Annotated in this window: 15 protein-coding genes and 2 pseudogenes; 4 read left to right on the top strand and 13 right to left on the bottom strand. The window is 68.7% G+C overall.

All coding sequences use genetic code 11. The annotated features are described in order from the left end of the window. Positions 1-7 precede the first annotated feature (7 nt). From KF708C_RS34320 to KF708C_RS04225, 4 genes and pseudogenes are all read right to left on the bottom strand, one after another. The gene (locus KF708C_RS34320) at positions 8-892 is read right to left on the bottom strand and encodes a sce7726 family protein (RefSeq protein WP_231586380.1); all 885 of its coding nucleotides are present in this window, start codon (positions 890-892) and stop codon (positions 8-10) included. 156 nt (positions 893-1,048) lie between these two features. Then, a pseudogene (locus tag KF708C_RS37000) lies at positions 1,049-2,155 on the bottom strand (integrase). A 219-nt stretch (positions 2,156-2,374) separates the two neighbouring features. Next, positions 2,375-2,749: a hypothetical protein gene (locus KF708C_RS04230; RefSeq protein WP_156173721.1), complete on the bottom strand. Its 375-nt coding sequence runs from the start codon at positions 2,747-2,749 to the stop codon at positions 2,375-2,377. Positions 2,750-3,268: 519 nt separating this feature from the next. Beyond that, the gene (locus tag KF708C_RS04225; RefSeq protein ID WP_059410842.1) at positions 3,269-3,898 is read right to left on the bottom strand and encodes a DNA-3-methyladenine glycosylase I; all 630 of its coding nucleotides are present in this window, start codon (positions 3,896-3,898) and stop codon (positions 3,269-3,271) included. Between the two features lie 142 nt (positions 3,899-4,040). Here KF708C_RS04225 and KF708C_RS04220 point away from each other — a divergent pair, with 142 nt between their 5' ends. Beyond that, positions 4,041-4,400 carry a hypothetical protein gene (locus tag KF708C_RS04220; RefSeq protein ID WP_059410858.1) on the top strand — a complete coding sequence of 120 codons (360 nt, stop codon included), beginning with the start codon at positions 4,041-4,043 and terminating at the stop codon, positions 4,398-4,400. Between the two features lie 109 nt (positions 4,401-4,509). Here the strand turns inward: KF708C_RS04220 and KF708C_RS04215 are convergent, their stop codons facing one another. Both KF708C_RS04215 and KF708C_RS04210 read right to left on the bottom strand, forming a co-directional pair. Next, positions 4,510-5,826, bottom strand: a complete 1,317-nt coding sequence (locus KF708C_RS04215; protein ID WP_020206466.1) for an MFS transporter — start codon at positions 5,824-5,826, stop codon at positions 4,510-4,512. A 270-nt stretch (positions 5,827-6,096) separates the two neighbouring features. Continuing rightward, positions 6,097-6,417 (bottom strand): hypothetical protein, encoded by a 321-nt coding sequence (locus KF708C_RS04210; RefSeq protein ID WP_020206465.1) that lies wholly within the window; start codon positions 6,415-6,417, stop codon positions 6,097-6,099. A 276-nt stretch (positions 6,418-6,693) separates the two neighbouring features. Here KF708C_RS04210 and KF708C_RS04205 point away from each other — a divergent pair, with 276 nt between their 5' ends. Continuing rightward, the gene (locus KF708C_RS04205; protein WP_020206464.1) at positions 6,694-7,584 is read left to right on the top strand and encodes a DODA-type extradiol aromatic ring-opening family dioxygenase; all 891 of its coding nucleotides are present in this window, start codon (positions 6,694-6,696) and stop codon (positions 7,582-7,584) included. Between the two features lie 25 nt (positions 7,585-7,609). Here KF708C_RS04205 and KF708C_RS04200 read toward each other — a convergent pair whose 3' ends face one another. The 4 genes from KF708C_RS04200 to KF708C_RS04185 all read right to left on the bottom strand — a co-directional run bounded on the left by KF708C_RS04200 (position 7,610) and on the right by KF708C_RS04185 (position 11,280). Beyond that, positions 7,610-8,857 (bottom strand): MFS transporter, encoded by a 1,248-nt coding sequence (locus tag KF708C_RS04200; protein WP_082079424.1) that lies wholly within the window; start codon positions 8,855-8,857, stop codon positions 7,610-7,612. Positions 8,858-9,054: 197 nt separating this feature from the next. Beyond that, entirely contained in the window at positions 9,055-10,347 is a 1,293-nt protein-coding gene (locus tag KF708C_RS04195) for an MFS transporter (RefSeq protein WP_231586378.1), read from the bottom strand. Positions 10,348-10,423: 76 nt separating this feature from the next. After that, positions 10,424-10,834, bottom strand: a complete 411-nt coding sequence (locus KF708C_RS04190) for a VOC family protein (RefSeq protein WP_059410841.1) — start codon at positions 10,832-10,834, stop codon at positions 10,424-10,426. Between the two features lie 26 nt (positions 10,835-10,860). Beyond that, complete coding sequence (locus tag KF708C_RS04185; protein ID WP_059410840.1) at positions 10,861-11,280, bottom strand: GNAT family acetyltransferase; 420 nt, start codon at positions 11,278-11,280, stop codon at positions 10,861-10,863. A gap of 127 nt (positions 11,281-11,407) precedes the next feature. On the opposite strand from KF708C_RS04185, the gene KF708C_RS04180 reads away from it, so the two are divergent. Further along, on the top strand, positions 11,408-12,022 hold the full coding sequence (locus KF708C_RS04180; RefSeq protein WP_059410839.1) for an HD domain-containing protein: 615 nt from the start codon (positions 11,408-11,410) through the stop codon (positions 12,020-12,022). Positions 12,023-12,137: 115 nt separating this feature from the next. Here KF708C_RS04180 and KF708C_RS04175 read toward each other — a convergent pair whose 3' ends face one another. After that, positions 12,138-15,731 carry an indolepyruvate ferredoxin oxidoreductase family protein gene (locus tag KF708C_RS04175; RefSeq protein WP_059410838.1) on the bottom strand — a complete coding sequence of 1,198 codons (3,594 nt, stop codon included), beginning with the start codon at positions 15,729-15,731 and terminating at the stop codon, positions 12,138-12,140. A gap of 326 nt (positions 15,732-16,057) precedes the next feature. Here KF708C_RS04175 and KF708C_RS36995 point away from each other — a divergent pair. After that, positions 16,058-16,900: pseudogene (locus KF708C_RS36995) on the top strand (NYN domain-containing protein); the annotation flags it as partial. A 1,227-nt stretch (positions 16,901-18,127) separates the two neighbouring features. Here the strand turns inward: KF708C_RS36995 and gspF are convergent. After that, positions 18,128-19,345, bottom strand: coding sequence for a type II secretion system inner membrane protein GspF (gene gspF / locus KF708C_RS04165; RefSeq protein WP_059410836.1), 1,218 nt, complete (start codon positions 19,343-19,345; stop codon positions 18,128-18,130). Between the two features lie 20 nt (positions 19,346-19,365). After that, positions 19,366-20,892 (bottom strand): type II secretion system ATPase GspE, encoded by a 1,527-nt coding sequence (gene gspE, locus KF708C_RS04160; RefSeq protein ID WP_059410835.1) that lies wholly within the window; start codon positions 20,890-20,892, stop codon positions 19,366-19,368. Position 20,893: the final 1 nt, after the last annotated feature.

Genomic DNA, 20,893 nt, shown 5'->3' with positions numbered 1-20,893 from the left:
TTTTTACTTATAACCAGCGAAGTGCTCGTTCGAGGGGGGTATTAACCGCGCGTATCAAGTTGTCATGCAATTTCCTAGGCAAATTCAATGTCAATGCGGCAGCGTGTAAAGAGCGGGGTAATTTCTCTACCAAATAGCCCAGAGGTATCAGGCTACGGGACGACTTTAGGACTTTCACCATTTGTTCATGTGCTGCCGTAGGATCCAAACATTCAAATTGCGCTCGGAGTGCAGAATGTAACTGCGTATTTGGCACTGAGGGAATCTCAACGCCAAGATTGCTCAGGATCTGCTTTGCCTCGCTGATGCGAATCGACTCGAATAGTGCAACGGGAGAAACTCTGCCTGGCGCGTTTTGAGGCTTCCTAACAGTTGTAATTCTATGTCGTCCGCACAAAGCCAGCACCCCAACATCGGTGGGGGCAAGCTGTAAAGTTCGATCGATAAACTCTTCCGACGCGATGACGCACACTTGGGCGAATACTTTCCGGTATGCGTCCAATTGGCTTTCCAACCGTTTAAGTGAATCCCGCTCCGACTTTATCTCGTAAACCGTGGCAGTGCCGTTGAGTATGATCAAATCCGCTCTCGACAGCCCCACGCGGAACTCCGTCAACATCGACGCCGTATTTAGAGAATGCCTTCCAAGTAAAATCTTGCTCGTCAGAGCTGACTTATAAATATACTCGTCGCGATTGCCAACAGCGCGTAGAAACGAGAACACTTCATCGAACGCATCAGCTACGCTGAGGCCGCGATCCATGCCCTGTACGCCCGTCTCATTCAACAGACGGGCGAACAAGGCGGACTCCCCCTTCTTTGACATCTCTTTGATGACTGCTGAAGAAAACATACGAGATGCCGCCGAAAGCTGGATCTCTGTTGGATTCACGGAGTGTCCCTTAACATTTCAAAATTCCGCTATCAATGGTCTAGGGAGGAGGTTTCCCTTCAATTTCAAGGGCTTGCGACAAACAAGCCTCGTTGACCGTTCAGCCGATTTTAGGTGGCTTCACGACGTATGTCACGGCGACGTCGCATGACGACCTCACGCAAACTTCCTTGTCAAATCCTCCGCGCGAGGGTGGTAGTAGCGCATCAGCATGCGCGGATCTCGGTGGCCGGTGATCTTTGTCAGTTCGTGCAAGGGGAAGATCGACGCCAACCGCGACGTGGCCTCATGCCGCAGATCGTGAAACCTAAGGTCGGCCAAGAATTTAGGGGCCGCTTGCAGGTTTGCCGCCTCACATTCATCAAGATAGAGCTTGCGCGCCCGCGTCACGGCGCGCTCGAAAGCTCGAGTTACCGCATCAGCCCGAATCGGGAAGACAAGCCCAGTCCCCACGGCGGCGCGCCTTCTTTCTTGTTGGAGCACGCCTAAGACGTTGACGGCGCGAGGTGAGAGGGGCACATCTCTAGTGCTCCCGTTCTTTGTAGCAGGCAGGTGGGCCACACGCCTATCGAGGTCGATGTGCTCCCATTTTAACCCCACAATCTCCCCACGCCGCATTGTGGTTTCTACGGCGATCCAAATGATTGCCGGGAGTTGCCGCGACTCACTTGCCGCGACTACGCGCTCAAGCTCGCCTTCATTGGTTCGACGTTCTGAGTCAGCGTCAGACATGCACTCCGTCTGAGCGCTCGGTGCGCATATCGCGATTCGTCGGGTCCGACCATTGTTGGGTGCTGGCTTACGGACTAGCTCGACTGGATTGGAAAGGCTTTCCATACCCCATTCCTTACGGGCGACATTAAACAGGTGCGATAGGACAGCTAGCCTCCGGACGACAGTGGCTGGCTTGTACAGCTTCAGCCACTCATCTCTGACGCCAGCAATGTCCGCACTCCGTACGGTTGCGAGGGCGCGTCGGGACATCGGAAGTCCCATCCAGGTACGGACGACTGATCGCTCGGGATCTGCTCCTCGCTTACTTGGAAGTACTTCCCTTTCATAGCGATCAAGGGCCTCATGGAGCGAAGTTGCCTCCGCCTCCGCCCGGCTCGTCCATACTCCACGCGCCATCTCTGATTCGATTACCGCCGCCCAAGCCTCTGCCTCCGCCTTGCTATTGAAGGTTTTGCTCTACGCGGGGTATCCCTTCCGGCGGATCTGAGTTTCCCACTGGTAGGGGCCACGCTTGCGAATTGTTGCCATGCGTCAGGCGTCTTCTGGTTCACTGTGGCAAGATTGTGGCAAATAAGCCAAAATGACGCTAGATCTATTGCTGCATATGAGTGGACTTTTAGATTCGCAATGCAGAGGTCGGGAGTTCGATCCTCCTTCGGTCCACCAGGATTCAAAGTCAAAGGCCAACCGCAAGCGGTTGGCCTTTTTCATTGCGCGCCCGCCATTGTGCACAAGCGCGTACCCACATCACCCGCCCTCACGCCCCTGCGCGCAGCGGCTGCGGTAATCCGCCTCCAGCGCATGCGCCGCCGACTCGCGGGCCGCGCTGGGGCTGGTCAGCCCGGGGATGGCCTCGATGGTGCGCCGGGTGCCGACCAGCGACTGCTGTGCCTGCGCGGCGCGCACTCTCTGCAGCAGCGCTTCGCACGCGGCGCGCACGGATTCGCTGTCTTCGCCGGCCGCGGCGGGTGGCATGCGATAGGGCGTCTCGCCGCGCTGCACCGCGCTGGAGATGGCGTCGCTCACCGCGGCGCTGGCTGCGGTGGGCATCGTCGGCTGGGCATGGACCGGGCCGGCCAGCCCCAGCAGGGGCAAGGCGAGCAGGGCGGAAATGCAAGGCACGCGCATCACATCGTTCTCCACCGGCAGCTTGGGCTCTTTCAGTGTAGGCGTTCGCGCACTTGGGCACAGGACAATTGTGTCCGCATGGACACGCACAGCCGCGCATCCGGCGCCTGACCCGCAATGCTGAAGTCTCGACCATAGATACCAGCGCACCCGATTGTGGATAACTACGCCGCCGCCTGGGGATAAGCGTGCCGGAAAGCTGTGTCCCGGCTGGGGGCGGGCTGTGGGACGTATACGTACAACTTCGCGGCGGCGGAAGCCGCCCAGGCATACGTTTCGAGATATCCCCGTGCCTAAGGGTATTCCCTAGTGACTTATCTTTTCCGCAAGTCACTGACTGGAAAGGGAAAAACCGGCTTATCCACGCGGGAAGGCCATGTTTACCTACTACTACTATCTATGTATACGTAAACAATACAGAAAGACATAAGGCGACCATTGCCGGGAACGGACGTAAACGAAGCGGCGCGGCACATATGCACCCCTTGCCCGCCTGTTTCTGTTTACGTCCGTTCAGCGCGGAACCTTGAATGCCTTGCGCGCCCGCAAGACTTCCTCGCGCGTGGTGCAGCCGTCCTGGTGGTCGTTGACGAGTCCCATCGCCTGCATCAGTGCGTACATGGTGGTGGGCCCGACGAAGCGCCAGCCGCGTTTCTTGAGGTCTTTGGACAGCGCCGTGGATTCGGGCGAGATCGCCATCGTGCGCAGGACTTCGGGCGTCAGCACCGTGGGCCGGCTGGCCGGGTCGGGCTCGAAGCGCCAGAAATAGGCGGCCAGCGAGGACTCGGTTTCCAGCAGCTCGCGGGCGCGCTGCGCGTTGTTGATGGCCGCCTCGATCTTGCCGCGGTGGCGCACGATGCCGGCGTCGCCGAGCAGGCGCTGGATGTCCTTCTCGCCGAAGCGCGCCATTTTCTCGATGTCGAAATTGGCGAAGGCGCGCCGGAAAGCTTCGCGCTTGCGCAGGATGGTCAGCCAGCTCAGGCCGGCCTGGAAGCCCTCCAGGCAGAGCTTCTCGAACAGGCGGCGGTCGTCGTCGACGGGGAAGCCCCATTCGTGGTCGTGGTAGTGGCAGTAGTCTTCCAGCGTTCCGCACCAGCCGCAGCGCTGGCGTTCCGGCGGGGTGGCTTGCTTCCTGGCAGGCATCGTCGGGTTTCTCTTCTCGGCATGAATGCGCCATCTTAAGGCGGCGCGGCGGCGCTGTCGTGTGCGCGCCGCGGCACGGGCATTTTGATACGATGCGTGCCAGCGGCGTGCGCGCCCGACCCCTCAACTTGTGAACATCGACATGGAACCACGACTCGCCACCCTGGAAGACGACGGCTGGCAGCTCGACGACGGCGAAGCCATCGCCGAGGCCTATCCCGAGACCTTCTGGGTCCCGCCGCCCGAAGTGCGCCAGGCGCTGCAGCCGGGCCAGGCCGTCAAGCTGATCTTCCGCATCCTGACCACCGACGAGCAGGACCGCGACGAGCAGCACGTGGAGCGCATGTGGGTGGTCGTCACCGGCCGCGAGGGCGATCTCTACCGCGGCGAGCTCGACAACCAGCCCTATTGCACCGACGAGATGGCGCCCGGCATGCCGCTGTGGTTCGCGGCGCGGCACGTCATCAACATCCACGGCGACGACGACGACAACGAGACGTAGCCGGCAAAGGCGCGAGCGCCATGCCGCCACGAAAGCAAAAAGGCCAACCGCGCGGTTGGCCTTTTTTGTGTCAGCGTGCGCCGGCGGACCTGCGTGCCGGCCCGCCGCGTCACTGCAGCGGCTTGCCGGTGCGGTCGTGCATGAACAGCAGCGCGATGAAGCTCACCGCGGCGGCGGCGATCACGTAGTAGGCCGGCGCCAGCTTGCTGCCGCTCGAGGTGATCAGCCAGGTCACGATCAGCGGGGCGAAGCCGCCGAAGATCGTCACCGCGAAGTTGTAGGCGAGCGACAGGCCGGTGGAGCGCACTTCGGTCGGGAACTGCTCGGCCAGCACCGCGGGCGCCGGGCCGGTGAAGGCCGCCAGCAGGATGCCCAGCACGATCTGCACCTCCAGCAGCGTCTGCGTGGTCGGCGAGACGTTGAGCCAGTGGAACAGCGGATAAGCCAGCACGCCGATGGCCAGCGCCACGGTGCCCAGCATGCGCTTGCGGCCGACGCGGTCGGACAGCATGCCCATCAGCGGGCACAGCACCAGGATGATGGCGCCGCAGATGGCGGTCGACTGGAACGTGGCGCCCAGCGGCAGGCCGAGCTGCTGCTTGGCGTAGGACGGCATGTAGAACACCAGCACGTAGGTGCAGACCGTCCACAGGATGGTCACGCCGAGGCCGGCCAGCACTTCGCGCGGGTGGTCGCGCAGCACCTGCGTCAGCGGCGAGAACTTGACCTTGCTGGCCTTGCGTTCGGCGCGGCGCGCCTCGAACGCGGGCGGCTCCTCGAGGTGGGAGCGGATGTACATGCCGACCGGGCCGATCAGCAGGCCGAACAGGAACGGGATGCGCCAGCCCCAGGCGTCGACCTGCTCGGGCGCCAGGCCGTTGATCACCAGCGCGCCCATCGCCGCGCCGAGCATGAAGGAGATGCCCTGGCTGGCCTGCTGCCAGCTCGCGTAGACGCCGCGCTCCTCGTCGGGCGCGTGCTCGATCAGGAACGCGGTGGCGCCGCCGACCTCGCCGCCGGCCGAGAAGCCCTGGATCAGGCGGGCCAGCACGATCAGCGCCGGCGCCCACAGGCCGATCGACGCATAGGTGGGGGCCAGGCCGATGATGGCGGTGCCGAGCGCCATCATCAGGATGGTCAGCGTCAGCGCCGCCTTGCGGCCCACGCGGTCGGCGTAGACGCCGAGCACGATGGCGCCGACCGGGCGCATGAAGAAGCCCACGCCGAAGGTGGCGACGGTCAGCAGGAACGAGGTGAGGTCGTTGCCGGTGGGGAAGAACAGCTTGGCGATGATGAGCGCGAAGAAGCTGTAGACGGTGAAGTCGAACCACTCGAGGCCGTTGCCGATGGTGGCGGCCAGGATGGCCCTTCGTCGCTGGGCTTTGGAAATGTCCGGAATCCGGGAGTTGGCAGCGTTGGCTTGCATGATGCTTTTGGTGCGATGGGAAAGGATTGCGGTCCGTGCCCGGCGCGGGCGCCGGGGCGGACGGAAAGGCAGCATGGTAAAGGATTCGCCGGCCATGCCCCGCGTGGGCGCCTTCGGGGAGACATCCAGGAGGCCTCCGGATGGCGCGGCGTACCCCGCGTGTGCCCGCCAGATTACACCCGTATGACACGGGCATGCAGCGTGGCAAGGCGGGCAGGCGGGCGCGCGGCAGCGCTGCCGGAGTACCGGCGGGACGCCGGCGCGACGCCTTCAGCCGGCGCGGTGCGGGGTGTGGTCGTGGGGCTCGGCGGCGGCGTCCGCCTGCGATTGCCTCGGGTCCTGCGGCGCGGCGTCGCGCCGGCGCGTGAACCACAGCCACGCGGCGCTGGCCAGCCAGCCGGCCACGAATACCGTGTCGCCGCCGTGGTTGAGCAGCGCGGCGACGTTCGGCAGGTTGAACAGGTCGGCCAGCCACGGCGCCGGCAGGCGCGCCGCGATCCACAGGAGCACGGCCGGTCCGCTGGCATACACGCCGGGCCGCCACCAGTTCGCATGGGGCAGTCTCGGGCTGCGGGCGGTGCGCTTGACCACGATGTTCTCCGGACCGGACGCGCCGGGGCGCGCGTCGTCACCTTGGGCTGCGGGGCAGGCCGGTGCGGGACCGCGCCCCATGCCTGCCATCATAAGCCGATTGCCAGGGGCATGCCGGACTGTTTGAAGCGTTGTGTGGGCCACCCCACGCTCATGCGCCGGCACGGGGGCGCGCCGGCTTCAAGATTTTTGACGGAGGTATCCGCAAATGGCCGCCGCCAGCGGCGCCGGGCTTTGCCACACTGGTGCGTATCCATGAATCAGAAGGCAGACATCATGCTTCCCGCCATCTATGTGTCCCACGGCTCGCCGATGCTCGCGCTCGAGCCCGGCCCCAGCGGCGCCGCGCTCGACGCGCTCGGCGAACAACTGCGCGCGCGCCGCCCGCGCGCGGTGCTGGTGATCTCGGCGCACTGGATCTACAGCACGCTGGTGGTCGGCACGCGCGAGCGGCAGGAGGCCTGGCACGACTTCGGCGGCTTCCCGCGCGCGCTCTATGAACTGCGCTACGACGCGCCCGGCTCGCCGGCGCTGGCCGGCCGCGTCAAGGCGCTGGTCGAGGCCGCGCGCGTGCCCGGCGCCGCGGTGGTGCTGGAGGACGAGGACCGCCCGCTGGACCACGGCGCGTGGATGCCGCTGCGGCGCCTGTTCCCGGCCGCCGACGTGCCGGTGGTGCAGCTCGCGCTCAACCCGTACCTGCCGCCGGCGGCGCAGATCGAGATCGGCCGCGCGCTCGCGCCGCTGCGCGGCGACGGCGTGCTGGTGATGGCTTCGGGCAGCTTCACCCACAACCTGCAGGAAGTGTTCGGCGCGGGCGGGCGGCGCGAGCAGCACGGCGGGCCGGCCGAGCCGTACGTGGACGCCTTCCGCGGCTGGATGGTCGATGCGCTTGGCGAGGCGCTCGCCAGCGGCGACACCAGCCGCATCGCCGACTACCGCGCGCAGGCGCCCTACGCGCGCCGCGCGCATCCGACCGACGAGCACCTGCTGCCGTTCTTCGTGGCGCTCGGCGCCGCGCTGGGGCCGTGCGATGCCGCGCCGGCGCCGCAGCCCGCCGCCGTGGCGCGCGTGGCCGACGACGTCACCTACGGCGTGCTGGCGATGGATACCTTCGTCTTCGAGGGGCTGGGCGCGCGCATGCCGGCGGCGCTCGGCGCCGCGGCCTGAACCGCGCCATCTGCGGCCCGGCGCGCTATTCGCCGGTGTCGCGGGTATTGCGGGTATTGCGGGCGCCGAGGTAGGGCCGCGCCAGGCGCGCGCCCGCCAGCGCGATCCAGCCCATCGTGAGCGCCACCACCCCGAGCCCGTAGCGCAGGCTGCTGGCGTGGGCCACGCCGCCGATGATGACCGGGCCGAGCAGCAGGCCGATGTAGGCGAAGCGCGCCACCCGCGCGATCGCCTCGGCCGGCGCCACGCCCGGCAGGCGCGACGCCGCCACGAAGAACACCGGCACCATGTTGGCCGCGCCCAGCCCCATCAGCGTGAAGCCGGCCAGCGCCGCCAGCGGCACCGGCCACAGCAGCGCCAGCGCGATGCCGGCGAAGGCCACCCAGGCGCTGATCCTGAGCGTGCGCGCATCCGTCCAGCGCGCGCGCAGGCGGTCCCCGCCGAAGCGGCCGCAGGCCATGCCGGCCGAGAAGGCGGCGTAGCCGGCGCTGATCCACGCCGCCGGCGCCAGCGCCACGTCGCGCATGTAGACGCTGGTCCAGTCGTACATGGCGCCTTCGCCGACCAGCCCGAGAAAGGCCATCACGCCCAGCAGCCAGAGCGCCTTCACGGCGTGGTCGCGGTGGTGCGCGGACGGCGGCTGCACCGGATGGTCGGCCAGCAGCCACGGCGCCACGCCGGCGGTGACGGCCGCGGTCAGCAGCGCCATGCCGGCGGCGTGCGCCAGCGGCGGCACGCCCAGCCCCATCAGCAGCCCGCCGGCGGCCGCGCCGGCCATGCCGCCCAGGCTGAACATGCCGTGCAGCGCCGACATCACCGGCCGCGCGCGGCTGTTCTCCACCGTGGCGGCCTGCGCGTTCATGCCGACGTCGAAGGCCGCGTTGGCCATGCCGAACGCGATCAGCGCCGGAATCAGCAGCGCGAACGACGGCATGGCGAGGATGGCGGTCGTGGCCACCGCGTACACCAGCCCGCTCAGGCGCGAGGCGCGGGCGCTGCCCACGCGCGCCACCCAGCGGCCCACCGGGCCCATCGCCGCGATGGCGCCGCCGGCCACCGCCAGCATGGCCAGCGACAGCACCGCGTCGGACAGCCCGAAGCGCGCCTTGATGGTCGGGATATGGACGCCCCAGGTGGCGAAGGTGGCGCCGTTGACGAAGAACAGCGCCATCGTGGCGCGCGCGGCGTGCTCCACGCGGCGCGCGCTGTGCGTGGCGGCGGAGGGAGGGGAAGCGGACGGGCGGGTCAGGCCGGCGGGGGAGGAATCAGGCATGTTGGCGAAGGGCGCGGACAGCCGCGCCGGTGTGGCGCGCCGTGCCCCGGGGAGCGCTGCGGAATGTTCGAGCCCCGCATCGTCGCACATCGGCCGGTCGCGCGCATGACGCGCGCGGCCGGCCGGACTACGCCGGCATCGTTCCGGTTTCATCCCGGCGGCATGCGTGTTTCACGCCAGCACGTTACGCCAGCACGTTACGCCAGCGCGGCATCGGCCGCGCGCAGCAGGCCGCGTTGCTGCAGCGCGAAGGCAAAGGCGCCCAGCGCGGCCAGCGCCAGCGCCACCATCACCCACAGCATCAGCCAGTAGCCGCCGGCGGCGCGCCACAGCAGCGCGCCCAGCCACGGCGCGGCGGCCTGCATCAGCAGCACCGGCGTCATCATCAGGCCGTTGAGCGTGGCGTAGTGGTGGCGCGAGATCAGCTCCGGCATGGCCATCGCGCGCAGCATGGTGTTGATGCCGTTGGCGCAGCCATACAGCAGCGCCGCCGCCATCAGCCACTTGCCGTAGCCGAGCGCGAAGCACAGCAGGCCCACGCTCATCACCGCGTAGACCGGCAGCGACAGGCGCAGCGGATGGCGCACCGGGAAGCGCATCATCACCAGCCGCCCCAGCACCTGCGCCGGGCCGATCAGCGCCGCCACGATCAACTGCTCGCCCAGCGGCAGGCCCTTCTCGGTCAGCATCGGGATCAGGTGCGCGCCCAGCAGCGAGGCGATCACGGCCAGCGCCGTGAAGGCCAGCACCACCGCCCAGAACACCGGCTGGCGCAGCGCCACGCGCGCGATGCCGGGCGGCGCCGCGCCGGCCTGCGGCACCGGCGCCGGCGCGGCGGCGTAGCTGGCATGCGCCACGTAGCGCAGGCGCGCGTGCAGCGGCGCGCAGACCAGCAGGTTGAGCGCGGCGAAGCACACCAGCGTCTCGCGCCAGCCCAGGTGCAGCACCAGCCATTGCGCCAGCGGCACGAACACCGTGCTGGCGAAGCCGGCCATCAGCGTCACCGTCATGATGGACTTCTGGTAGCCGTCGCCGAAGGCCTGGCGCAGCACCACGAAGGCCGGCTCGTACAGCGTGGTGGACATGGCCAGCCCGAGCGGTATCCACATCAGCAGGAAGACCGCCGGGCCCGGGCTCCACGCCCACAGCAGCAGCCCGGCGCCGGCCAGCGCGGAGCCGCTGGCCATGACCACGCGCGCCGGCACGCGGTCCAGCAGGCGGCCCACCGCGAACGAGCACATCGCCCACACCAGCAGGCCCAGCGAGTAGCCGCCGGCGAGGAAGGGTTTGGAGTAGCCCAGCGCCGCGCTCATCGGCCCGATGAAGACGGTGAAGGCGAAATACAGCGTGCCCCAGGAGATGGTCTCGGTGACGCCGAGGGTCCAGACCAGCTGGCGCGGCGAGATGGGCGGGCGGCCCGAGGCAGCAGAGTCGGCAGCGGTGGAAGCCGGGCGGGGCGCCGGGCCGGGAGCAGCGTCTTGAGGTGTCATGGCGCGCCTGGCGCGGCGGCGGGGGAAGCGGGAATTGTAGGGGGAAGCGGGCCGCATGCCTAGTTCGCGTCACCCGTCATGTCTGCGTTGGCGGCCCTTTCAGCTCGACCACGTTGCCGTCCGGATCGCGCACGTAGATCGACGGCCCCTTGCCCTCGGCGCCGAAGCGCATCTCCACCGGCCCCGGCGCCACGCCATGCGCGCGCAGATGGGCGCCCAGGGCGTCGGCGTCGAACGGGTCGAGGCGCAGGCAGAAATGGTCGAGGTTGCGGCCTTCGGCGCCCGGCCCCGCGCCGCCGGCGCGCCCGAGCGGGCCGTCCAGCGTGACCAGGTCGATCAGGCCGCTGCCGGCGCGCAGCTGGGTCAGGCCGAAGGCGGGCTGCTCGCGCTCCACGCTGCAGCCCAGCACGTCCACGTAGAAGCGCCGCAGCGCCGGCACGTCGGCGCTGCGCAGGACCAGGTGATCGATGGCTAGGATGCGGAACATGATGGCCTGCCGATGGCGCGATGCGCCTACAAATCCGGGATCAGCCGCTTGCCGAGGCTGACCGCCTCGTCCTGCGCGTACCCGAGGCTGCGGTAGAAATCGATCACCCGGTGGTTGCCGGTGCGCACCAGCAGGTTGATCTTGGGGCAGCCGCGCTCGATCAGCAACTGCTCGGCGCGCGCCATCAGGCGGCGGCCGTGGTCGCGGCGCTGGTGCTCGGGATGCACGGCCACGTAATACACCCAGCCGCGGTGGCCGTCGAAGCCGATCATGGCCGAGGCCATCGGGCGGCCGTCCACCTCGCCGACCAGGAACAGCTCCGGCTGTTCGGTGAGCTTGCGGGCGATGTCCTTCTTCGGGTCGTTCCACGGCCGGGTCAGGCCGCAGGTTTGCCACAGGGAAACGATGTCGGCCTCGTCGGCGGGCCGGTAGGGGCGGATCTGCATGCTGCTGGCTGTGCCGCGCGCGGCGGCGGCAATGTTGGATCCTTGACAGTGTAGCCGCGAATCCTGTGCCAGAATCGGCTTCACCCATATCAAGACGACGGGACCAACCCGCAAAGGAGACAACCCCATGAGTGAAACCGCCGCGCCCGCCCGCGCCACCTTCAGTCATATGGAAAACGGCACGCGCGAGGACTGGGCCGCCATTTCCGCCGAGTTCATGCCGTTCGCGCAGAACCTGGCCGACCGCGTGCTCGCCCATCTCAAGCTGCTCGACGGCGATTGCGGCGGCTTCCCCATCGACCGCCTCGCCCACAGCCTGCAGACCGCCACGCTGGCGCACCGCGACGGCCGCGACGAGGAATACGTGGTGTGCGCGCTGTTGCACGACATCGGCGACACGCTCGGCAGCTTCAACCATCCCGACATCGCCGCGGCCATCCTCAAGCCCTTCGTCAGCCCCGAGAACCTGTGGATGGTGGAGAAGCACGGCGTGTTCCAGGGCTACTACTTCTTCCACCACCTGGGCCTGGACCGCAACCTGCGCGAGCAGTTCCGCGACCAGCCCGAGCTGTTCGCGCGCACCGCGGAGTTCTGCGCCAGATACGACGGCGCCGCCTTCATGCGCGACTACGACAACCTGCCGCTGTCGTTCTTCGAGCCGATGGTGCGGCGCGTGTTCGCGCGGCCGCGCAACTCGATGTACGTGAAGGAAAACGAGACGACGCTGGCGCAGCCGGCGTGAGGGCGTGAGGGCGTGACGATCGGGCTGGCGGGCGCCGGCCCTGTCCCCTCCCCTCGGCCTCTCGCCCGCGGAGCGGGCGAGAGGAGAGGAGCATCGGCGTTTTTCCCCCTACACCTCAAGCCACCCGCTGCGCCGTCTCCGGATGCCGGAACTGTTCCAGCAGCGCCGCCCAGCGCGTGCGCACCTTGGCGAGGTTGGCGTCCTTGACGTGGCCGAAGCCGCGGATGTCGTCGGGCAGGTTCGCCAGCGCGACCGCGGCCGCGTGGTTGGCCGCGCTCAGGTCGCGCGTCAGCTCGTCCAGCAGCGCGCGGTATTCGCCGATCAGCGCGCGCTCGGTGCGGCGCTCGGCGCTCCTGCCGAACACGTCGAGCGGGCCGCCGCGCAGGCCCTTGAGTTTCGCCAGCAGGCGGAACAGGGTCATGGTGGACGGGCCGAACGCGCGCTTGACCAGGTGGCCCTGTTCGTCGCGCCTGGCCAGCAGCGGCGGCGCCAGCCAGAACTTCAACTGGTAGTCGCGCCCGGGTTCGCCTTCGAACTGGCTGCGCAGCTTGTCGAGGAAGACCGGATCGGTGTAGAGGCGCGCGACCTCGTATTCGTCCTTGTAGGCCATCAGCCTGGACAGGTTGCGTGCCACCGCCTCGGTCAGCGGCAGGGGTTTGCCGCTGCCGGCGATCTCGCTCTCCTTCGCGCGCACGCGGTTCACGGCGTCGCGGAAGGCCTGCGCGTAGGCGGCGTCCTGGTACGCGGCGAGATGGTCGGCGCGGCGCGCGATCAGCTTCTCCAGCAGCGCGCCCGACGACGTGGGCAGCCTGACCACGTCGGCGCCTTCGGCGGTGCTCTGCAGCTTGCCGGTGAGCGACAGCACGTGCTCGGGGTCGTGCGCCATGTGGCGGCCCCAGTCGAAGGCGGCCTTGTTCTTGTCCACCTGCACGCCGTTGAGCTCGATGGCGCGCACCAGCGCGTCCAGCGACAGCGGCAGCCAGCCTTTCTGCCAGGCGTAGCCGAGCACCAGCGGGTTGGTGTAGATGGTGTCGCCGAGCAGCGCCACGGCCAGGCCGCTGGCGTTGATGAAGTCGCAGGCGTCGCCCACCGCGTTGCGGATGTCCTGCTCGGCGGACAGGCCCGGGAACTGCCACTTCGGGTTCTTGATGAACTCGGCGGTGGGCGTCTGCGCGGTGTTGACGATGGCGCGCGTGCGGCCGGCCTGGGTCTTGGAGATGACGTCGTCGGTGGCGCTGACGATGGCGTCGCAGCCGATCACCAGGTCCGCCTCGCCCATCGCGATGCGGGTGGCGTGCAGCTCCTCGGGGCGCGCGGCGATCTGCACGTGCGAGAGCACGGCGCCGCCTTTCTGCGCCAGCCCCGCCATGTCGAGCACGGTCACGCCCTTGTTCTCCAGGTGCGCGGCCATGCCGAGCAGGCCGCCGATCGTGACCACGCCGGTGCCGCCCACGCCCGTGACCAGCACGCCGTAGGGATGGCCGAGGCCGGGCAGCGCCGGCTGCGGCAGCGCCGGCAGGTTGTCCATCGACACGCCGTGGCGCTCGGGCTTCTTGACCTGCGCGCCCTCGGCCGTGACGAAGCTCGGGCAGAAGCCGTTGACGCAGGAGAAGTCCTTGTTGCACGACGACTGGTTGATCTGCCGCTTGGTGCCGAACTCCGTCTCCAGCGGCTCCACCGACAGGCAGTTGGACTTGACCGAGCAGTCGCCGCAGCCTTCGCACACCGCGTCGTTGATGAAGGCGCGCTTCGCCGGGTCGGGATAAGTGCCGCGCTTGCGGCGGCGGCGCTTCTCGGTGGCGCAGGTCTGGTCGTAGATCAGGATCGTGCAGCCGGGCACTTCGCGCAGCTCGCGCTGGATCTTGTCGAGCGCGTCGCGGTGGTGCACTTCCACGCCTTGCGGCAGCCGGATGGCGCCGGTGTATTTTTCCGGCTCGTCGGTGACGATGACGATCTTTTTGGCGCCTTCGGCCGCGACCTGGTTGGCCACGTCCTGCACCGACAGCTTGCCGTCGATGGGCTGGCCGCCGGTCATGGCGACCGCGTCGTTGTAGAGGATCTTGTAGGTGATGTTGACGTTGGCCGCGATCGCCGCGCGGATCGCCAGCAGGCCGGAGTGGAAGTAGGTGCCGTCGCCGAGGTTGGCGAACACGTGCTTGTCGCCGGCGAACGGCATCTGCCCGATCCACGCCGCGCCCTCGCCGCCCATCTGGCTGAAGGTGCTGGTATTGCGGTCCATCCACACCGTCATGTAGTGGCAGCCGATGCCGGCCATCGCGCGCGAGCCTTCGGGCACGTTGGTCGAGGTGTTGTGCGGGCAGCCCGAGCAGAACCACGGCTTGCGCTCGGCCGCCACGCGCGGCACCGCCAGGCTCTTTTCCTTGGCGTCGATCACCGCGATGCGCGCGGCGATGCGCGCGCGCACGTCGGACGGCAGCTCGAACTTGTCGAGCCGCGTGGCGATCGCGCGCGCGATGATGGCCGGCGACAGCTCGTAGTGCGCCGGCAGCAGCCAGTTGCTCTGCGGGATCGACCATTCGCCGCCGGCGTTGTCCTTCTCGTCGAACTTGCCGTAGACCTTGGGGCGCACGTCGTCGCGCCAGTTGTACAGCTCTTCCTTGAGCGCGTACTCCATGATCTGGCGCTTTTCCTCGACCACCAGGATTTCCTGCAGCCCCTCGGCGAACGCGCGCGCGCCGTGCGCCTCGAGCGGCCACACGCAGCCCACCTTGTACAGGCGGATGCCGATGCGCGCGCAGGTCTGCTCGTCCAGGCCCAGGTCGCACAGCGCCTGGCGCGTGTCGAGGTAGGCCTTGCCGGCGGTCATGATGCCGAAACGCGCGTGCGGCGAATCGATCTCGATGCGGTCGATCCGGTTGGCGCGCACGTAGGCCAGCCCAGCGTACCACTTGTAGTCGAGCAGGCGCGCTTCCTGTTCCAGCGGCGGGTCCGGCCAGCGGATGTTGAGGCCGCCCGGCGGCAGCGCGAAATCCTCGGGCAGCACGATGCGCACGCGGTGCGGGTCGAGCGCCACCGAGGCCGACGATTCCACCACGTCGGTCACGCATTTCATGGCTACCCACAGCCCCGAGTAGCGGCTCATGGCCCAGCCGTGCAGGCCGTAGTCGAGGTATTCCTGCACGTTGGACGGATACAGCACCGGCAGGCCGCAGGCCTTGAAGATGTGCTCGGACTGGTGCGCCAGCGTGGAGGACTTGGCGGCGTGGTCGTCGCCCGCCAGCACCAGCACGCCGCCGTGCTTCGAGGAGCCGGCCGAGTTGGCGTGCTTGAACACGTCGCCGGTGCGGTCCACGCCCGGCCCCTTGCCGTACCACATGCCGAACACGCCGTCGAACTTCGCGTCCGGGTACATGTTGACCTGCTGCGAGCCCCACACCGAGGTGGCCGCGAGGTCTTCGTTCAGGCCGGCCTGGAACACGATGTCGTGCGCGGCCAGGTGCGCCTTGGCCTTCCACAGCGACTGGTCCAGCGCGCCCAGCGGCGAGCCGCGGTAGCCCGAGATGAAGCCGGCGGTATTGAGACCGGCGGCGCGGTCGCGTTCGCGCTGGAGCATCGGCAGGCGCACCAGCGCCTGCGTGCCGCTGATGTAGATGCGGCCGCTTTCCAGCGTGTATTTGTCGTCCAGGGAAACGTTCTCGAGCGCGCGGCGGATGGCGTCGCTGACCGGCGGAGTCAAGGGGGCATTCATGGGTGCTCCTCTATGGGGAATGCAGTCGGGATCGCCGACTCACTTCAGTTGTGGGCGGCCGCCCGCCGCCTCTTGTGAAGGCGTGGAACGACCGTGTCTCTTCGCAGCATGGTAGCACCGGCCCAAAAGGCGCGGCACCTTGCGTCGCAGCAAAAAATGCGCCCGTCGCCGGCGCGCTTTGCGGTGCCGTCACGGCTTCGCGTGTACACTGCGCTGCAAACAGCTTGCACAACGAACGGGCAGATGCGGATCGTGCGCCATATCCTGCGGGAGCGCGCCGCGGTGCAGCCGCCCCACCCGAGGCCGACCGGCCTCCAGGACCCTAAATGACCATTTCCTCCCGCCAGGGCACCGCGACCCTGGCCGTGCTGATCGACGCCGACAACGCGGCGCCCGCCATCGTAGAAGGCCTGCTGGCCGAAGTCGCCAAGTACGGCGTGGCCGCCGTCAAGCGCATCTACGGCGACTGGACCAAGCCCAACCTCGCCGGCTGGAAGGAGCGCCTGCTCTCGCACTCGATCCAGCCGATCCAGCAGTTCCGCTACACGGTGGGCAAGAACGCCACCGACAGCGCGATGATCATCGACGCGATGGACCTGCTGTACACGGGCCGCTTCGACGGCTTCTGCATCGTCTCCAGCGACAGCGACTTCACCCGCCTGGCCTCGCGCATCCGCGAGCAGGGCCTGACCGTGTACGGCTTCGGCGAGCGCAAGACGCCCAAGCCCTTCGTCACCGCCTGCGACAAGTTCATCTTCGCCGACGTGCTGCGCGCCGCCGACAGCGATGCCGACACCGACGCGGAAGCCGACGGCGTGGCCGCGCCCGCGCGCAAGCGCAACAGCGGCGAGCTGCGCCAGGACTCGCGCCTGGTGCGTCTGCTGCAGAACGCCGCGCAGGCCGTGTCCGACGAAGAAGGCTGGTCCACGCTGGGCAGCATGGGCACCCACATCGCCAAGCAGGCGCCGGAATTCGACTCGCGCAACTACGGCTACGGCAAGCTCTCCGAGCTGGTGGCGGCCACCGGCCTGTTCGAGGTCGAGACGCGCAACGGCGGCAACAACAAGACGCTGTGGGTGCGCCTCAAGCGCCGCGCGAAGGCGGGCGAGGGCGAGAACCGCCCCGCCGAGAACCGCCCGGCGGAGGCGCGCCAGCCGGAGAACCGCCAGGACGGCCGCCCGGCCGAAGGGCGTGACAATCGGGACAATCGGGAGCACCGCGACAACCGGGATAGCCGGGACAATCGCGAAAGCCGTGAAGGCCGGGACAACCGCCAGCCGGAAAATCGCCAGCCGGAAAATCGCCAGCCGGAAAGCCGCCCGGTGGAAAACCGGGAGAACCGAGAAAACCGGGACAATCGCGACAACCGTGAAAACCGCGGCGAAGCGCGCCAGGGCGAGAACCGCGACCATCGCGAGAATCGTGAAAACCGCGAGGGCCGCCAGGGCGAGGGCCGCGACAACCGCGACAACCGCGACAACCGCGACGGACGCGAAGGCCGCCGTGGCGACAACCGGCGCGGCGAAGGCCGCCAGGGTGCCCAGCAGCCGCACGGCGCCCGGCCGGCGCAGGCGCAGCAGCAGCAGCCCGCGCTGCCGATCCAGCCCGCGCCGCGGCCCGGCTTCGCCGCCGAGGAGCACGAGGAAGACGAAGTCCCGTCGTTCGTGGTCGATCCGCTGGACGCGCTCGGCATGGCGGATGACGATTTCGACGATGCCGACCCGCAGGCGGACGCCGACGCGGACGGCGACACCGCTGCCGACGGCGCGCGCCGCCGCAAGCCGCCCCGTCCCGAGGTCACGCTGAGCGAAACCCCGTGGCCGATGGACCGCTCGATCTTCGTCGCGCCCGCCGCCACGGTGATCGCGCCCGTGGTCGAGGAGCCGGTCGCGGTGATCGAGCCGGTCCGGCCGGTCCGGTCGGCCGAGCCCGTCGAAGTGAGCCGCGAGGCCGAGGCAGCCGCGCCGGCGCCGCAGGCCGAGGCGGTCGAGGAGGTCGAAGAGGTGGCGGCCGTGGCAGCGGCGCCGGTGGCGCAACCCGCCGCCGCGGCACAGGTTGCCGAAGCCGGGGAGGCCGTCGAAGAAGCCGCCGAAGAAGCGCCGGCGGCCGAACCGAAGGCCAAGCCCAAGGCCAAAGCCAAGCCCAAGGCACCGGCCAAGAAGGCCGCCGCGCCCGCCAAGAAGGCGCCGGCTGCGAAGAAGGCCGCGCCCGCCAAGACGGCCGCGCCTGCCAAGACGGCCGCCAAGAAAGCCGCCGAACCGGCAGCCAAGAAGGCCCCGGCCAAGCGCGCACCGAAGAAGACCGCCAAGGCCGCCGAATAAGCGGTCCCGCACCACCCCTGTCGGAAAAAACGGCGCCGCAAGGCGCCGTTTTACGTTGTGGACAAGGCCGGCCCGCTACCGCACCAGCTGGTTGATCTCGATGATCGGCATCAGCACCGCCAGCACGATCAGCAGCACCACCACGCCCATGCTCAGGATCAGCAGCGGCTCCAGCAGGCTGGTGAGGAACATCGTGCGCCGCTCCAGTTCCTGGCCTTCGCCCTCGGCCGCGCGCTCGAGCATGATCGGCAGGTTGCCGGTGGCCTCGCCCGAGCGGATCAGGTGCACCAGCACCGGCGGGAACTGGTTCTGCGCGGCCAGCGCGCGCGCCAGCGAGGCGCCTTCGCGCACGCGCGTGGTGGCGTCGTCCACGTTGTCCTTGAGCGCCACGTTGGTCAGCGTCTCGCCGGCGGCCTGCAGGCTGCGCAGGATGGGCACGCCGGCCGACACCAGGATGGCCAGCGTGCTGGCGAAGCGCGCGGTGTCGTAGCCGCGGATCAGCTTGCCCACCAGCGGCGCGGTCAGCAGCCAGCGGTGCCACGACAGCCGCACGCCGGGCTGGCGCAGCAGGCTGCGGATGCCGAGCGACACCGCGACGATGAAGGCCAGCGCGGCCCACCACCAGTTGCGCACGAAATCCGACAGCGCCAGCATGATGATGGTCAGCGTGGGCAGCTTCTGCTTGGTGTTGGCGAACACGCTCACCACCTGCGGCACCACGTAGGAGAGCAGGAAGATCACGATGGCGAAGGCCACCACGGTGACGATGGCCGGGTAGGTGAAGGCCAGCCGGATCTTGGAGGTCAGCGTGTTGCGCGTCTCGATGTAGTCGGCCAGCTTTTCCAGCACCAGGCCGAGGTGGCCGGAGTGCTCGCCGGCCGAGACCAGCGCGCGGTAGATGTCGGGGAAGTCGCGCGGATGCTGCTGCAGCGCCAGCGACAGCGAGCTGCCGCCCATCACCTCGGCGCGGATGCCGGCCAGCAGCTCGTGCACGTAGCGGCGCTCGGCCTGGTCGGCCAGCGCGGCCAGCGCTTCGTCCAGCGGCAGGCCGGCCACGATCAGGCTGGCGAGCTGGCGCGTGAACAGCGCCTGCTCCTGGGTGGACAGGCGCCGCACGAAGGACGCCGTGCTGCTTTTCTGCACGCCGCCCGCGCCGGCCAGCGGATCCACGTTGAGCGGCGTGAGGCCGCGCGCGCGCAACTGGCCGCGCGCCTGCTTGGGACTGTCGGCCTCGATCACGCCGCGGTCGGTCTTGCCGGCGGCGTCGACGGCCTCGTAACGGTAGGCGGGCATGGCTGGTTTCCGTGTCCGGGCTAGTCGCGCGTCACGCGCAGGACTTCTTCCAGCGCGGTGGCGCCGCTGTCGATCCAGCGCTGCGCGTCGCCGCGCATGGTGTGCATGCCGCGCGCCAGCGCCGCCTGCTTGATCTCGGATTCGGGCGACTGGCGGTGGATCATGGTGCGGATCTCGTCGTCGACGGTGAGCAGCTCGTACACGCCCATGCGGCCCTGGTAGCCGGAGTGGCCGCACTTGTCGCAGCCCACCGCGTGCCACACGCGCTGCAGCGGCTTGCCCTGCGCGAGCAGGGCGCCGGCTTCCTCGGGCGTGACTTCAATCACTTCCTCGCGCTTGCAGTGCGCGCACAGGCGGCGTACCAGCCGCTGCGCCAGCACGCCGAGCAGCGACGACGACAGCAGGAACGGCTCGATGCCCATGTCGACCAGCCGCGTCACCGCGGAAGCCGAATCGTTGGTGTGCAGCGTGGCCAGCACGAGGTGGCCGGTGAGCGAGGCCTGCACCGCGATCTGCGCGGTCTCGAGGTCGCGGATCTCGCCGATCATCACCACGTCCGGGTCCTGGCGCAGGATGGCCCGCAGCGCCTTGCCGAAGGTCATGTCGATGCGCGGGTTGACCTGGGTCTGGCCGATGCCGTCGAGGTCGTACTCGATCGGGTCCTCCACCGTCATGATGTTGGTGGTGCGCGAATCGAGCCGCGACAGCGCGGCGTACAGCGTGGTGGTCTTGCCCGAGCCGGTCGGGCCCGTGACCAGCACGATGCCGTGCGGCTGGCGGATCAGGTCGTCGAAGCCGCGCAGCGTGCCCGGCGCCATGCCGAGCTTGGCCAGGTCGAGGCGGCCTGCTTCCTTGTCCAGCAGGCGCAGCACCGCGCGCTCGCCGTGGCCGGTGGGCAGCGTGGAGACGCGCACGTCCACCGGGCGGCCGCCCACGCGCAGCGTGATGCGGCCGTCCTGCGGCAGGCGCTTCTCGGCGATGTCGAGCTGGGCCATGATCTTGATGCGCGAGATCAGCGCGCCGTGCAGCGCCTTCTTCGGGCGCACCACGTCGCGCAGCGTGCCGTCCACGCGGAAGCGCACCACCGAGGACGACTCGAACGGCTCGATGTGGATGTCGGAGGCGCCTTCGCGCGCGGCCTGCGTGAGCAGCGCGTTGATCATGCGGATGATGGGCGCGTCGTCCTCGGACTCGAGCAGGTCTTCCACGGCCGGGATGTCCTGCATCAGGCGCGACAGGTCGACCTCGCCTTCCACCTCGCCCACCACCTGCGCGGCGCTGCCGCTGTCCTGGCGGTTGTAGGCCTCGGACATGGCCAGCTCGAGCGCCTCGGGCGTCAGCACGCGCAGGCGCAGCGGCCCGTGCACGCGCGTGAGCTCGGCCAGCGCCGCCGGCGAGGTGCCGCTGCTGACCCACACTTCCAGCCCGTCGGCGCGCTGGTGCGCGATCAGCAGGCGCGCCTCGCGCGCGAAGCCGTAGGGCACCAGGCGCGCGGCCAGGGTCGAGGGCGGCTCCGGCGGCGCGGCAGGGGCGGTGCTAGTTGGCATG

The sequence above is a fragment of the Cupriavidus basilensis genome (genome assembly GCF_000876015.1).
GTDB lineage: Bacteria > Pseudomonadota > Gammaproteobacteria > Burkholderiales > Burkholderiaceae > Cupriavidus > Cupriavidus basilensis_B.
This window is presented reverse-complemented; position numbering and strand designations above follow the sequence as displayed.

Coding starts and splice junctions, on each gene's coding strand:
- KF708C_RS04225 (WP_059410842.1), bottom strand. CDS start 3,898: ATGCCTGCCAGGAAGCAAGCCACCCCGCCGGAACGCCAGCGCTGCGGC.
- KF708C_RS04220 (WP_059410858.1), top strand. CDS start 4,041: ATGGAACCACGACTCGCCACCCTGGAAGACGACGGCTGGCAGCTCGAC.
- KF708C_RS04215 (WP_020206466.1), bottom strand. CDS start 5,826: ATGCAAGCCAACGCTGCCAACTCCCGGATTCCGGACATTTCCAAAGCC.
- KF708C_RS04205 (WP_020206464.1), top strand. CDS start 6,694: ATGCTTCCCGCCATCTATGTGTCCCACGGCTCGCCGATGCTCGCGCTC.
- KF708C_RS04200 (WP_082079424.1), bottom strand. CDS start 8,857: ATGCCTGATTCCTCCCCCGCCGGCCTGACCCGCCCGTCCGCTTCCCCT.
- KF708C_RS04195 (WP_231586378.1), bottom strand. CDS start 10,347: ATGACACCTCAAGACGCTGCTCCCGGCCCGGCGCCCCGCCCGGCTTCC.
- KF708C_RS04190 (WP_059410841.1), bottom strand. CDS start 10,834: ATGTTCCGCATCCTAGCCATCGATCACCTGGTCCTGCGCAGCGCCGAC.
- KF708C_RS04185 (WP_059410840.1), bottom strand. CDS start 11,280: ATGCAGATCCGCCCCTACCGGCCCGCCGACGAGGCCGACATCGTTTCC.
- KF708C_RS04180 (WP_059410839.1), top strand. CDS start 11,408: ATGAGTGAAACCGCCGCGCCCGCCCGCGCCACCTTCAGTCATATGGAA.
- KF708C_RS04175 (WP_059410838.1), bottom strand. CDS start 15,731: ATGAATGCCCCCTTGACTCCGCCGGTCAGCGACGCCATCCGCCGCGCG.
- gspF (WP_059410836.1), bottom strand. CDS start 19,345: ATGCCCGCCTACCGTTACGAGGCCGTCGACGCCGCCGGCAAGACCGAC.
- gspE (WP_059410835.1), bottom strand. CDS start 20,892: ATGCCAACTAGCACCGCCCCTGCCGCGCCGCCGGAGCCGCCCTCGACC.